At 70.9% G+C, this 12,171-nt stretch carries 12 protein-coding genes; 9 read left to right on the top strand and 3 right to left on the bottom strand.

Features of this window, described 5'->3' with window-relative positions; all coding sequences use genetic code 11:
- Positions 1 to 4 precede the first annotated feature (4 nt).
- Together EFK50_RS20255 and EFK50_RS20250 are read left to right on the top strand one after the other, a co-directional pair.
- Positions 5 to 931 (top strand): cation diffusion facilitator family transporter, encoded by a 927-nt coding sequence (locus tag EFK50_RS20255; RefSeq protein ID WP_123229399.1) that lies wholly within the window; start codon positions 5 to 7, stop codon positions 929 to 931.
- A 75-nt stretch (positions 932 to 1,006) separates the two neighbouring features.
- The gene (locus tag EFK50_RS20250) at positions 1,007 to 1,981 is read left to right on the top strand and encodes a DUF2157 domain-containing protein (RefSeq protein ID WP_148046244.1); all 975 of its coding nucleotides are present in this window, start codon (positions 1,007 to 1,009) and stop codon (positions 1,979 to 1,981) included.
- A 1-nt stretch (position 1,982) separates the two neighbouring features.
- On the opposite strand, the gene EFK50_RS20245 is transcribed toward EFK50_RS20250, so the two are convergent.
- Together EFK50_RS20245 and EFK50_RS20240 are read right to left on the bottom strand one after the other, a co-directional pair.
- The gene (locus EFK50_RS20245) at positions 1,983 to 3,983 is read right to left on the bottom strand and encodes an NADPH-dependent 2,4-dienoyl-CoA reductase (RefSeq protein WP_123229397.1); all 2,001 of its coding nucleotides are present in this window, start codon (positions 3,981 to 3,983) and stop codon (positions 1,983 to 1,985) included.
- A complete protein-coding gene (locus EFK50_RS20240) occupies positions 3,980 to 4,510 on the bottom strand; it encodes a PadR family transcriptional regulator (RefSeq protein ID WP_123229396.1) in 531 nt (176 codons plus the stop codon). The genes EFK50_RS20245 and EFK50_RS20240 overlap by 4 nt, the downstream gene beginning before the upstream one ends.
- A gap of 105 nt (positions 4,511 to 4,615) precedes the next feature.
- Between EFK50_RS20240 and EFK50_RS20235 the strand changes: the two genes are divergently transcribed.
- The 7 genes from EFK50_RS20235 (at position 4,616) to EFK50_RS20205 (ending at position 10,962) form a co-directional block, all read left to right on the top strand.
- A complete protein-coding gene (locus EFK50_RS20235) occupies positions 4,616 to 5,086 on the top strand; it encodes a DUF4396 domain-containing protein (protein ID WP_123229395.1) in 471 nt (156 codons plus the stop codon).
- Between the two features lie 57 nt (positions 5,087 to 5,143).
- A complete protein-coding gene (locus EFK50_RS20230) occupies positions 5,144 to 5,995 on the top strand; it encodes an ABC transporter substrate-binding protein (protein ID WP_123229394.1) in 852 nt (283 codons plus the stop codon).
- Positions 5,992 to 6,846, top strand: a complete 855-nt coding sequence (locus EFK50_RS20225) for an amino acid ABC transporter permease (protein ID WP_183407938.1) — start codon at positions 5,992 to 5,994, stop codon at positions 6,844 to 6,846. Before EFK50_RS20230 ends, EFK50_RS20225 begins: the two co-directional genes overlap by 4 nt.
- Positions 6,843 to 7,577, top strand: a complete 735-nt coding sequence (locus EFK50_RS20220; RefSeq protein WP_123229393.1) for an amino acid ABC transporter ATP-binding protein — start codon at positions 6,843 to 6,845, stop codon at positions 7,575 to 7,577. The genes EFK50_RS20225 and EFK50_RS20220 overlap by 4 nt, the downstream gene beginning before the upstream one ends.
- Before the next feature lie 66 nt (positions 7,578 to 7,643).
- The gene (locus EFK50_RS20215; protein WP_123229392.1) at positions 7,644 to 8,804 is read left to right on the top strand and encodes a CaiB/BaiF CoA transferase family protein; all 1,161 of its coding nucleotides are present in this window, start codon (positions 7,644 to 7,646) and stop codon (positions 8,802 to 8,804) included.
- A gap of 19 nt (positions 8,805 to 8,823) precedes the next feature.
- Entirely contained in the window at positions 8,824 to 9,159 is a 336-nt protein-coding gene (locus EFK50_RS20210; RefSeq protein ID WP_123229391.1) for a hypothetical protein, read from the top strand.
- Positions 9,160 to 9,228: 69 nt separating this feature from the next.
- Positions 9,229 to 10,962 (top strand): choice-of-anchor Q domain-containing protein, encoded by a 1,734-nt coding sequence (locus tag EFK50_RS20205; RefSeq protein ID WP_123229390.1) that lies wholly within the window; start codon positions 9,229 to 9,231, stop codon positions 10,960 to 10,962.
- On the opposite strand, the gene EFK50_RS20200 is transcribed toward EFK50_RS20205, so the two are convergent.
- A complete protein-coding gene (locus EFK50_RS20200) occupies positions 10,949 to 12,148 on the bottom strand; it encodes a PucR-like N-terminal domain-containing protein (protein ID WP_123229389.1) in 1,200 nt (399 codons plus the stop codon). The genes EFK50_RS20205 and EFK50_RS20200 overlap by 14 nt on opposite strands.
- Positions 12,149 to 12,171 lie beyond the last annotated feature (23 nt).

Genomic DNA, 12,171 nt, shown 5'->3' with positions numbered 1-12,171 from the left:
GCGCATGGGAGCCGGACATTCGCACGATCACTCGCACGCCGGCGGGCGTGCCGAGGACCGTCGACGCCTGGTCCTGGTCCTCGCGGTCACCTCGACCGTGGTCGTGGTCGAGGCGCTCGGCGCCTGGTGGAGCGGCTCGCTGGCGCTGCTGGCCGACGCCGGCCACATGCTCACCGATGCCGCCGGGATCCTGATCGCCCTGTCGGCCTCGTTGATCGCCACCCGGCCGGCCAGCCCGCGCCGCACCTTCGGCTACCACCGGGTCGAGATCCTCGCGGCGGTGATCAACGCGCTGGTCCTGCTCGGTGTCTGCAGCTACCTCGCGGTGGCCGGCACCCGTCGCCTGCTCGACCCGGCCGACGTCGACGCCGGGCAGATGCTGGTCTTCGCCGCGATCGGCCTGGCGGCGAACGTGGTCTCGGTGGTGATCCTGACCCGCCGCAAGGACTCCTCGCTGAACATGAAGGGCGCCTACCTCGAGGTGCTCAGCGACACCTTCGGATCGGTCGCCGCGATCGTCGCCGGTGTCCTCGTCGCCACCACCGGTTTCCTCCGGGCCGACTCGATCGCGTCCCTGGTGATCGCCGCGCTGGTGCTGCCCCGCGCCTGGGCGCTGCTGCGCGAGGCCGGCGGGATCCTGCTGGAGTCGGCGCCGCGCGACCTCGACGTCGAGGAGGTCCGCCGGCACCTGTGCGCGATGGACGGGGTCGTCGACGTCCACGACCTGCACGCCTGGACGATCACCAGCGGGATGCCGGCGCTGTCGGCGCACATCACCGTGACCGACGAGGCGCTCGCCGAGCGCGGGGTCGGCCAGGTGCTCGACGACCTGACCGGCTGCGTCGAGGCGCACTTCGGGATCGACCACGCGACCTTCCAGGTGGAGCCTGCCTCGCACCGGGATCACGAGCACGACACCGAGCACGCGTAGAGCGTCGAGGCGCCCGGGACGCCGATTGCGGTGAAGTGCTGGCCGTCCTGCCCCGATCCTGGGACGGTAGGCGCCATGAACTCTGCTGTGGATCGGGTCACGGAGGCCCTCGTCGCTCAGGGACTGGTCCGTCCCGAGGACGCCGAACGCGCTCGCGGTGTCGTCGCCGGCGGCCTCGAGGCCCCGAAGGTCGAGGCCCAGGCGGGGCTGCCGAAGCTGGTCGAGGTGGTCGCCTACCTCGGCGCCGCCCTGGTGCTCGCGGCCGGGCTGCTCTTCATGGCGCAGACCTGGGACGACCTCGGCGAGGTCGGGCAGGTCGTCGCGATGGTGCTGGTGACCGCGATCCTCGGCGGCGCCGGGCTGGTCGCCCGGGGTTCGCTGGCCGTGCTGGCGGGCAACGAGGTACGGCGCAGGCTGGCCGGCACGCTGCTCGCCGGTGCCGCGGTGACCGCTGGGTTCGCGGTGGCGATCGCGGTCGACGCGATCCACGACGGCTCCTTCGACACCTACTGGCCCGGGTTCGCCGGTGGCCTGGTCACCATGCTGGTGGGCTTCGTCGGCTACCGGCTCGCCTCCTCGGCGGCCGGTCTGCTCGCCGTCCTCGGCGGTGCCCTGGTGGCGGCACCGACCTGGGCCGCGTCCCTGGACGAGGAGGCGCTCGGCGTCGGCGGCGCGTTCTTCTTCGTGGGCGTGATCTGGCTGGTGGTCACCGAGTCCGGACTGTTCGCGCAGCGCACGATCGCCCGGTCGCTGGGGTGCTCGACGGCTGTCTTCGGCGCCCAGTTCATCGCGCTGGCCAGCGACCGGCACGCCCTCGGCTACGTGCTCACCGCCGGCATCGTGGTCGGCTCGGTGCTGATGTACCTGGCCCAGCTGGCCTGGCCGTACCTGACCGCGGCCGTCGTCGGGATCACCTTCGTGGTCCCCGAGGCGGTCAGCGACTGGACCTCGGGCGACCTCGGCGTGATCGGCGGCGTGATGGTGACCGGCCTGACCCTGCTGGCCGCCTCGTTCGCCGGGTACTGGTTGCGTCGCGAGGCGTCGGAGTAGGTCAGCCCGCCGACGCCAGCTCGACGCCCTGGGCGATCGCCCGCTTGGCGTCCAGCTCGGCGGCCACGTCGGCGCCGCCGATGATCCGCACCGGGCGGCCGGCGGCGACCAGGTCGTCGTACAGGCTGCGGACGGATTCCTGGCCGGCGCAGATCACGACGTGGTCGACGTCGAGCACCTGCGGCTTGCCGTCGACGGTGAGGTGCAGGCCCGCGTCGTCGATGAGGTCGTACGTCGCTCCGCTGATCTGCTTGACCGCGGACTGCTTGAGCACGGCACGGTGCGCCCAGCCGGAGGTCTTGGCCAGGCCGGCCCCGATCATGCCGGTCTTCCGCTGGATCAGGGTGACCTCGCGGGCCGGCTCGCGGTCCTTCTGCGCGGTCAGGCCGCCGGCGTGCAGGGCCGGGTCGCCGACGCCCCAGTGCGCCAGCCAGTCCTCGACCGTCTCGGCGGTGTGCGTCAGGAAGACCGAGACGTCCACGCCGATGCCGCCGGCGCCGACGACCGCGACCTTCTTGCCGACGACGACGTCACCGTTGAGCACGTCGGAGTAGAGCACCGCCTTGGGGTGGTCGATCCCGGGGATGCCGGGGACGCGCGGGGTGACGCCGGTCGCGATCACGACCTCGTCGAAACCGCTCAGCGCGTCCGCGTCCGCCGTCGTCGAGAGCCGTACGTCGACCCCGAGGACCTCGAGCCGCCGGGTGTAGAAGCGCAGCGTCTCGGCGAACTCCTCCTTGCCGGGGATCTGCATTGCCAGCCGGAACTGGCCGCCCAGCTGCGGGCTCGCCTCGAACAGCGTCACCTTGTTGCCGGTCTCGGCGAGCGCGACCGCGGCGCTCAGCCCGGCGGGCCCGGCGCCGACGACGGCGACCTCGCGCGGCCGGACCGTCGGGGTGAGCACCAGCTCGGTCTCCCGGCAGGCGCGCGGGTTCACCAGGCAGGAGGCCTTCTTGTTCTTGAAGACGTGGTCCAGGCAGGCCTGGTTGCAGGCGATGCAGGTGTTGATCTCGTCGGCGCGCTCGGCGGCCGCCTTGTTGACGAACTCCGGGTCGGCCAGCAGCGGCCGGGCCATCGAGACCAGGTCGGCGGTGCCGTCCGCGATCAGCGTGTCGGCGAGCTCGGGGGTGTTGATCCGGTTCGAGGCGCAGACCGGGATCGAGACCTCCTCCTTGAGCCGCGCGGTCGTCCAGGTCCAGGCGCCGCGGGGGACCTGGGTGATGATCGTGGGCACCCGGGCCTCGTGCCAGCCGATGCCGGTGTTGATCACGGTCGCGCCGGCCTCCTCGACCAGGTGCGCGAGCTGGATCACCTCGTCCCAGGTCTGGCCGCCCTCGACGAGGTCGAGCAGCGAGAGCCGGTAGATGATCGGGAACCCCTCGCCGAGGGTCTCCCGGGTCCGGCGGACGATCTCGACCGGGAACCGCATCCGGTTCTCCGCCGACCCGCCCCACTTGTCGGTGCGCTGGTTGGTGCGCTCGGCGAGGAACTGGTTGATCAGGTAGCCCTCGGAGCCCATGATCTCGACGCCGTCGTAGCCGGCCTTCTTCGCGAGACCGGCCGACCGGGCGAAGTCGGTCGCGGTCTGGTCGACGCCCTTGGTCGACAGCGCGCTCGGCTTGAACGGGTTGATCGGGGCCTTCTTCGCCGACGCCGAGACCGAGAACGGGGTGTAGCCGTACCGGCCGGCGTGCAGGATCTGCATCGCGATCGCGCCGCCGGCCTCGTGGACGGCGTCGGTGACCTGGCGGTGCCGCTGCGCCTGCAGCCGGGTCGTCATCTCGCTGGCGAACGGCTTCAGCCAGCCGCGCTTGTTGGGCGCGTACCCGCCGGTGATGATCAGGCCGACCCCGCCGGCCGCGCGCTCGGCGAAGTAGGTCGCGAGCTTCGGCAGGTCCCAGAAGTAGTCCTCGAGGCCGGTGTGCATGGAGCCCATCACGGCCCGGTTGCGCAGCGTCAGGTCACCGAGCGTGATCGGGCTCAGCAGGTGGTCGTAGCTCATGCGTGTGCCTCCAGATATTCGTTGAGCCAGGCGATCCAGAAGGTCTCCTGGAGGATGCCGCCGCGCAGCACCAGGTAGGTGTCGAGGTCCTGGCCGCTCAGCACGCCGGGGTCCGGGTAGTCCCTCGCGGCCATCGCCTCGTAGTGCTCCTGCCGCACCTGGTGGTCGGCGATCAGCTCGGCGATGTTGGCGAGCAGGGCCTTCCGGTCGCCGTACGACGCGGCCCGCATCTTCACCGCGATCTCGCTGCGGAAGCCGGCGCGCGGGGTGGTGGTCGAGATCCACTCGGCGAGCACCTTGTGGCCGAGATCGGTGACCGTGTACTCGCGCTTCTCCGGTCGCCCGGTCTGCTCGATCGTCTCGGCGGTGACCCAGCCGTCGGTTTCCATCCGGCGGAGCACCTTGTAGATCTGCTGGTGGGTAGCGCTCCAGAAGAAGCCGATCGAGCGGTCGAACCGGCGCGCCAGCTCCAGCCCGGCGGCCGGGCGTTCACTGAGCGCGACGAGGAGCGCGTGTTCGAGGGCCACGAGAGAACTGTGCCCCGGATCTGCGGAGTGTGCAACTAGTTGCATAGTGGTTCGAGTCACGCCAGTTGCGAAATAGATACCCCCATAGGGTATCTTGGTCCGACCATGGAATCCCACGAGCAGCACCACGAGCACCACGCCGACACCGGCTGGCGCACCGCGATCTCGGCGACCCTGCACTGCCTCACCGGCTGTGCGATCGGCGAGGTCCTCGGCCTGGTCCTCGCGACCTGGTGGGGATGGTCGACCGTGCCGAGCATCGCGCTCGCGGTCGCGCTGGCGTTCTTCTTCGGCTACCTGCTGACCTTCTCGGCCGCTCGCCGCGCCGGCCTGGACGTCGGTGCGGCAGTCAGGGTCGCGCTCGCGGCCGACACCGTCTCCATCGTGGTGATGGAGGTGATCGACAACGGCTTCATGGTGGCGATCCCGGGCGCGATGGACTCCGGGCTCGGCTCGTTCGTGTTCTGGGGCAGCCTCGCCGCCGCGCTGGCGATCGCCTTCGTGCTCACGGTGCCGGTGAACCGCTGGCTGATCCTGCGGGGCAAGGGGCACGCGGTCGTGCACGCGATGCACTAGTCCACTGCTTCGGTGCACATTGTTCAGCGGCGGGGTCGAAGGCCTACCATTCGATCCATGCGCCTGCACCCTGCCGCCCTTGTCGCCGTACCCCTGATGCTCGCCGTTGCCACTGGCTGCGGCTCGGTCAAGGAGGAGCCGTCCGCCGGGAAGCCGAGCACCTGCGACGTCTCCGAGCTGCCGCTGACCACGGCTGGCAAGCTGACGATCGGCACCGACTCCCCGGCGTACGACCCGTGGTTCGCGAAGAACGACCCGACCAACGGCGAGGGCTTCGAGTCCGCCGTCGCGTACGCGGTCGCCGAGGAGATGGGCTTCGACAAGGCCGACGTGGTCTGGACGAAGATCCCGTTCAACAACTCCTACGCACCGGGCCCGAAGAAGTTCGACTTCGACATCAACCAGATCTCGATCACCCCGGCCCGCCAGAAGGCCGTCGACTTCTCCGAGGGCTACTACTCCGCCGCCCAGGCCGTGATCGTGCTGGACAAGGACAAGGTCGCCGCCACCTCGCTGGCCGACCTGAAGAACCTGAAGCTCGGCGCCCAGACCGGTACGACGAGCCTCACCGCGGTCCGCGACGAGATCAAGCCGACCTCGGACCCGGTCGTCTTCAAGGACACCAACGTCGCCAAGCAGGCGCTGCTCAACGGTCAGGTCGACGCGATCGTGGCCGACCTGCCGACGGCGTTCTACATCACCGCCGCCGAGATCGAGGGCTCGTCGATCCTCGGCCAGTTCCAGCCCACGACCGGCACCCAGGAGGAGTTCGGCCTGCTGCTGGCCAAGGGCAGTGAGCTGACCGGGTGCGTCGACAAGGCGCTGGGCACCCTGAAGGACAACGGCGAGCTGGCCGGCATCGAGAAGCAGTGGCTCTCCGAGACGGTCAACGTCCCCGTCCTGAAGTGAGCTCCTCGGACCTGACCTGGGAGCCGAGCCCGCGCGAGCAGGAACGGCGCGCGGTCCGGCGGGCTCTTCGCCGCCGCCGCGGTCTGCTGGCGGCGGTCGTGACGGTCACGGTCTTCGTCGCCCTCGGGCTGGTCGTCACCAGCTCCGAGGGCTGGGACCAGTTCAAGGCACTCTTCCTGTCCTGGCACCACGCCAAGGAGGCCTTCCCGGCGATCGCCAAGGGCTTCTGGATCAACATCAAGATGTTCGTGGTCGGCGAGATCCTGATCCTGGTCGTCGGCGTGCTGGTCGCAGTCACCCGCAACACCGTCACCCCGTGGCTGACCCCGTTGCGGATCGTGGCGGTGATCTACACCGACGTGTTCCGCGGGTTGCCGACCCTGCTGGTGGTCTTCGTGATCTGCATCGGCGTCCCGGCACTGCGGATCGAGGGCATCCCCACCAACGTGACCGTGCTCGGCACCTTCGCGCTGGTGCTCTGCTACGGCGCGTACGTCGCCGAGGTGATCCGGGCCGGCATCGACTCGATCCACCCGTCGCAGATCGCCAGCGCCGAGGCGCTCGGACTCGGGCGCGCCCAGACCACCCGGTACGTCGTCCTGCCGCAGGCGATCCGCCGGGTGATGCCGCCGCTGCTCAACGACTTCGTCTCGCTGCAGAAGGACACCTCGCTGGTGGCCTCGGTCGGGGTCTTCGAGAGCCTGTTCGCCGCCCAGGACTACGGCAACTACAACTTCAACTACACCCCGCTGCTGGTCAGCGGGCTCTTCTTCCTGGCGCTGACGATCCCGTTGGCGCGTCTCACCGACTGGCTCGGGCGCCGGGCACTGATCCGGGAGCGGGGCCGATGACCGAGGTGCTCCTGCAGGTCGAGAACCTGCGCAAGTCGTACGGCGACAACGTCGTCCTCGACGACATCGACCTGACCGTCGCCAAGCACGACGTGATCTGCCTGATCGGCTCCTCGGGCTCCGGCAAGTCCACCCTGCTGCGCTGCCTCAACCTGCTGGAGCAGGTCGACGACGGCGTGATCAGCTTCGGCGGACGGGAGATCACGGACCCGCGGATCGACCCGCGCGCGGTCCGGCGCGAGATCGGGATGGTCTTCCAGGCGTACAACCTGTTCCCGCACCTGTCCGTGCTGGCGAACTGCACCCTCGCCCCGGTCCGCGCCGGCGGGGTCGGCCGGCGGGACGCGGAGGACCGGGCGCGGACCCTGCTCGCCCGCTTCGGCCTGGCCGACAAGGCGTCCGTCCACCCCGACCAGCTCTCCGGCGGCCAGCAGCAGCGGGTCGCCCTGGTGCGCGCGCTCTGTACCGAGCCGAAGCTGCTGCTGCTCGACGAGATCACCGCCGCGCTGGACCCCGAGCTGGTCGGCGAGGTGCTGGAGATCGTCCGGGCGGAGGCGGAGGCCGGGATGACGATGATCCTGGCGACCCACGAGATGGCGTTCGCGCGCGACGTCGCCACCAGCGTCTGCTTCCTGCACCAGGGCCGGATCCTCGAGCAGGGCCCGCCGGCGCAGATCTTCACGGCGCCTCGCGAGGAGCGCACCCGGGCGTTCCTCCAGCGGGTGCTCTGAGGGTCGTTCCGGGTCAACCCTCGGGCGACGGGCCGACCGTGACAGTGACTCTGTCATGATCCCGTCATGACTATCGCGCTGGGACAGGGCACCGGACCGCTCAAGGGCATCAAGGTCGTCGAGATCGCCGGGATCGGGCCGAGCCCGCACGCCTGCATGATCCTGGCCGACCTCGGCGCGGACGTGATCCGGATCGAGCGGCCGGGCGGGCAGCTGCTGACCGGCGGCAGCCACGACTTCCTCAACCGCGGCCGTCCCAGCGTGGCGCTGAACCTCAAGGACCCGGCCGCGGTGGAGACCGTGCTCCAGCTGGTCGAGGACGCCGACGTGCTGATCGAGGGCATGCGCCCGGGCGTCACCGAGCGGATGGGGATCGGGCCGGAGGACTGCCTGGCCCGCAACCCGAAGCTGGTCTACGGCCGGATGACCGGCTGGGGCCAGACCGGTCCGTGGTCCCAGGTCGCCGGCCACGACATGAACTACATCGCGATCACCGGCACCCTGCACGGCCTCGGCCAGGTGCCGGGGAAGCCGCAGTTCCCGACGAACCTGGTCGGCGACTTCGGCGGCGGCTCGACGTACCTGGTGATCGGCATCCTCGCCGCCCTGCTGGAGTCGAAGGTCAGCGGCCAGGGCCAGGTCATCGACGCCGCGATCGTCGACGGCACCGCGAACCTGAACGCGATGACCGCAGCCTTCCTGGCCGGCGGCGGGTTCAAGGAGCAGCGGGCTACGAACCTGCTCGACGGCGGTGCGCCGTACTACGACATCTACGAGACCTCCGACGGCAAGCACATGTCGGTGGGTGCGCTGGAGCCGCAGTTCTACGAGGTCCTCGTCGACCTCCTGGAGATCCGCGAGGTGGCGCCGGACCGGTTCGACGCCTCCAAGGCCGACGAGCTGCGCGCGATCCTGACCGAGAAGTTCGGCAGCCGGACGCAGGCCGAGTGGTGCGCGGTCTTCGACGGCACGGATGCCTGCGTGGCACCGATCCTGCCGATCACCGAGGCCTTCGAGCACCCGCACATGAAGGCGCGCGAGGTCTTCGTCGAGCACCACGGGCTGATGCAGCCGCAGCCGGCGCCGCGGTTCTCCCGGACCGGCGCGACGCTGTCCTCCCCGCCGGCTCCCGGTGCCGGCGCGCACACCCGGGAGGCACTGGCGGCCTGGGGGATCGACGGCGTCGACGCCCTCGTCGAGAGCGGTGCGGCCGTCCAGGTCGACTGATCCGACGTAGGGTCGGCGCGTGGTCGGCAAGCCGAGGTTCCTGGTCGTCGTGATCGTGCTGGTCGCGTTCCTGGTCGCGACCATGCTCGGGGCGGCGTACGACTACTCGCTCGGGCTGGTGCTCTCCGTCGGCGTCCTGGCGATCGGCTGGGCGGTGCTGCTCAACCTGCGCCCCGACGGACGCTTCCTGGTGCGCCTGCTGCTGATCGTGCCGCTCGCCCTCGGCGTCGCGGTGATCGCCGGCTCGGCGAGCGAGGGCGGGCGCTCGCCCACCGCGCCGTTCCTGGTGCTCGCGTCGACCACCGCGGTGCACCTCGCCGTCCTGATGGGCGCCCGCCGGTTCGGCGGGCACTGACGAGCGGTTGTCTGGACCGCGCCGTCATTCCGCTGATACGGACCTGATCGGGTCAGTATGTTGTCGCCCGTGAAGAAGATCTCGGTGCTCATCGCCGCCCTCGTCGTCCCCGCATTTCCGATCCTCGGCGCGACGCCGGCGTACGCCGCAGACAACGTGATCTGCGTGGCGAACCCGGTCGGCGTCTCCTGCAACGAGACCGCCGCCACGATCCCCGCGGCGATCGCCACGGCCAGCGCCAACTCGGTCGCCGACGTCATCCGGGTCGGCGCCGGCACGTTCTCCGACGGCCCGTACACCCTGAGCGGGGGCGCCAACGGCCTCACCCTGCAGGGGTCCGGGCCCAGCACCGTGATCACGCTGCCGCCCGGCGGCATCCAGACCTACGTGTTCGCGACCGCCGCCACCGTGCGCGACCTGAAGATCCTGATGGCGACGACCACGACCGACGGCGACCGAGGGATCTGGGCCGGTGGCGGCTCGACCGTGCGGGACGTGACGATCGACGGTCAGACGGCCCAGAACGCGACCGGCCTGCAGGTTAAGGCCTCCGTCGTCGACGACGTGAGCATCCAGATGCTCGGCACCGGCACCCGCGCGGTGTACGGCGAGGGCGGAGCCACCGTCACGGACAGCACGCTGCTCGGTGCGGACGGCTTCGCACACTCCGGGACCGGCGACCCGGACGTCCTCTCCCGGGTCACCGTCAAGGTCGGCAACGGGACCGCGATCTCCACCGACACCGGCACGGTGAACGTGGACAACGCGGTGCTCGACCTGGGCGCCAACGGGAGCACCGGCCTGCGCGCCGCGAACTTCAACCCCGGCGGCACTCCGAAGTCGATCAACGCCGACCACGTCACCATCGTCGGGGGCACCCTCGGCTCGCGCGGCGTGTGGGCCTGGTCGGCCGTCCCCGGGAAGCAGCAGGAGAGCACGATCAGCCTCACGAACTCGATCGTCCGCGGAGTGGGTGATTCGCTGGTGGTCAACGCCGGCAACGACGGCGCTCAGGGCGGTCCGAGCAATGCGACCATCAACGTCAGCTACACCGACTACAAGAACAAGTCCGAGGCCATCGACGCCAACGGCGCCGGCGGTGTCGTCTCCGGTGCCGGCAACCTCATCGACGTCGACCCGCTCTTCGTCAACCCGGGGCCGGACTACCGCCTCACTGCCGGGTCGCCGCTGATCGACAAGGGCAACCCGGCTGCCGGAGGACCGGCGACGGATCGTGACGGTCACGCCCGGGTCAGCAACCTCGTGCGCGACCTGGGCGCGTACGAGTTCGCCGACCTGGTCGCCCCGCAGACCACGATCACCGGCGGGCCGACCGGAGCTACCCGGGACCGGACCCCCACCTTCACCTTCGCCAGCGAGCCGGGCGCGAGCTTCGCCTGCGCCGTCGATGGCGGCGCGTTCGCTCCGTGCACCGGTCCGTTCACGACGCCGACGCTCGCCGACGGTGCGCACACGGTCCGGGTGCGCGCGACCGACGCGGCCGCGAACACCGATGCGAGCCCCGCGACCCGCTCCTTCAAGGTGGACACGGTTGCGCCGAACACGCGCTGGGCGAGCAAGCCCGGCAAGACGGTCCGGACCAAGAAGGTCCGGTTCGGGTTCAGGTCCTCCGAGGCCGGCTCGACGTTCCAGTGCAAGCTGGACCGCGGCGCCTGGCGGAGCTGCTCCACCCCGCGCGTGGTCGCGGTGAGCAAGGGCCGGCACGTGTTCTCGGTCCGCGCACGGGACGCCGCCGGCAACCTGGACGCGACGCCGGTCAGGCACGCCTTCAAGCGGAGGTAGCGACCGCCGACTCGCCGAGCGCGATCGTCGCGTCCCGGACGAACTCCGGGTCGGTGAGCCGGTCGCCGTACAGGTCGCGGAGCTGGCCCATCCGGTAGCGGACCGTCTGCGGGTGCACGAAGAGCGCCCCGGCGATGTCGTCGCGGCGGCCCTGGTGCAGCAGCCAGGCGTTCAGGGTCTCGGTCAGCTTGGTCCGCGAGGTCGCGCTGACCGCGTCGAGCGGTGCCAGCACCCGGGCCCGGAGGTCGGCGAGCGCGTCGGTGTCGGCGTTGAGGACGACCCGGGCGAGGTGCAGGTCGGTGTCGCCGGTGAGGCCGAGCTGGTGGGCCTGCGCCACCCGCAGGTACGACGACCGTGCCTGGGTCCAGGGCCGGGCCGGACCGACGACCGCGGTGGCGTCCGCGAGCACCCGCAGCAGCACCGTCCGGCTGCGTCCGGCTGCGGCGGGGACCAGGAGCACCACCGAGCCGGAGGCCAGGTCGACGGTGCTGGCGTCGTCGGCCAGGAAGAGCGTGCGCGGGTCGAGGAGTCCGCGTACGGAGCGCACCTTGGACTCCGGCAGCACCACCGCGGTCAGTGACGCCGGTGGTTCCCAGTCCGCGCGTTCGGCCGCTGCGGCGAGCTCGGACTCGGAGGCGCCTTCGATCAGCCGGGTCGTCAACCGGTCCAGCCGGCGCTGGCGGAGCCGCCCTGAGGTGGCGAGCTCGTCGGCGTGGCCGCTGACGCTGGCGTCGGAGAGCTCGTCGATGTAGGCGAAGACCAGCTCCGCCAGCCGGGCCAGCATGGTCGCGGCGAGGCCGTTGTTGACCGCCGCCGAGCTCATCTCCCGCCAGGCCACCCGGGCCCCGACCCGGTACGCCTGGGCGAGGGCGTCCATGCTCCGGCCGCTGCGGGCCTCGCCGCGGCCGAGCGCGTAGGCCGCCTCGAGGACGGCCTCGACCTGCTCGCCGGCGTCGATCCCCTCGCGCCGGGAGGCGAGGTCGAGGAAGCCGTCGAGCGCGACCTTGACCGCGACCTCGATGTTGCGCCCCATCCGGCCCCGGAAGGGATCGCGATAGCTCGGCACCTCGCTGATCACCGCGGCGATCACCTGCTCGGAGACGCCCTCCATGTCGTGGCGCATCTGGGTCGCGATCGCGGCAGGGAGCCGGAGCGCCATCTGCTCCCGGGCGAGGTGGTCCGCCATCGCCGCTCCTTTGTTCGTAGAGA

Source organism: Nocardioides marmoriginsengisoli, from assembly GCF_003725695.1.
GTDB lineage: Bacteria > Actinomycetota > Actinomycetes > Propionibacteriales > Nocardioidaceae > Marmoricola > Marmoricola marmoriginsengisoli.
This window is presented reverse-complemented; position numbering and strand designations above follow the sequence as displayed.

What these genes read in the sequence shown, in the direction of transcription:
- EFK50_RS20255 (WP_123229399.1), top strand. Translation starts at nt 5, where the DNA reads ATGGGAGCCGGACATTCGCACGATCACTCGCACGCCGGCGGGCGTGCC.
- EFK50_RS20245 (WP_123229397.1), bottom strand. Translation starts at nt 3,983, where the DNA reads ATGAGCTACGACCACCTGCTGAGCCCGATCACGCTCGGTGACCTGACG.
- EFK50_RS20250 (WP_148046244.1), top strand. Translation starts at nt 1,007, where the DNA reads ATGAACTCTGCTGTGGATCGGGTCACGGAGGCCCTCGTCGCTCAGGGA.
- EFK50_RS20235 (WP_123229395.1), top strand. Translation starts at nt 4,616, where the DNA reads ATGGAATCCCACGAGCAGCACCACGAGCACCACGCCGACACCGGCTGG.
- EFK50_RS20215 (WP_123229392.1), top strand. Translation starts at nt 7,644, where the DNA reads ATGACTATCGCGCTGGGACAGGGCACCGGACCGCTCAAGGGCATCAAG.
- EFK50_RS20220 (WP_123229393.1), top strand. Translation starts at nt 6,843, where the DNA reads ATGACCGAGGTGCTCCTGCAGGTCGAGAACCTGCGCAAGTCGTACGGC.
- EFK50_RS20200 (WP_123229389.1), bottom strand. Translation starts at nt 12,148, where the DNA reads ATGGCGGACCACCTCGCCCGGGAGCAGATGGCGCTCCGGCTCCCTGCC.
- EFK50_RS20230 (WP_123229394.1), top strand. Translation starts at nt 5,144, where the DNA reads ATGCGCCTGCACCCTGCCGCCCTTGTCGCCGTACCCCTGATGCTCGCC.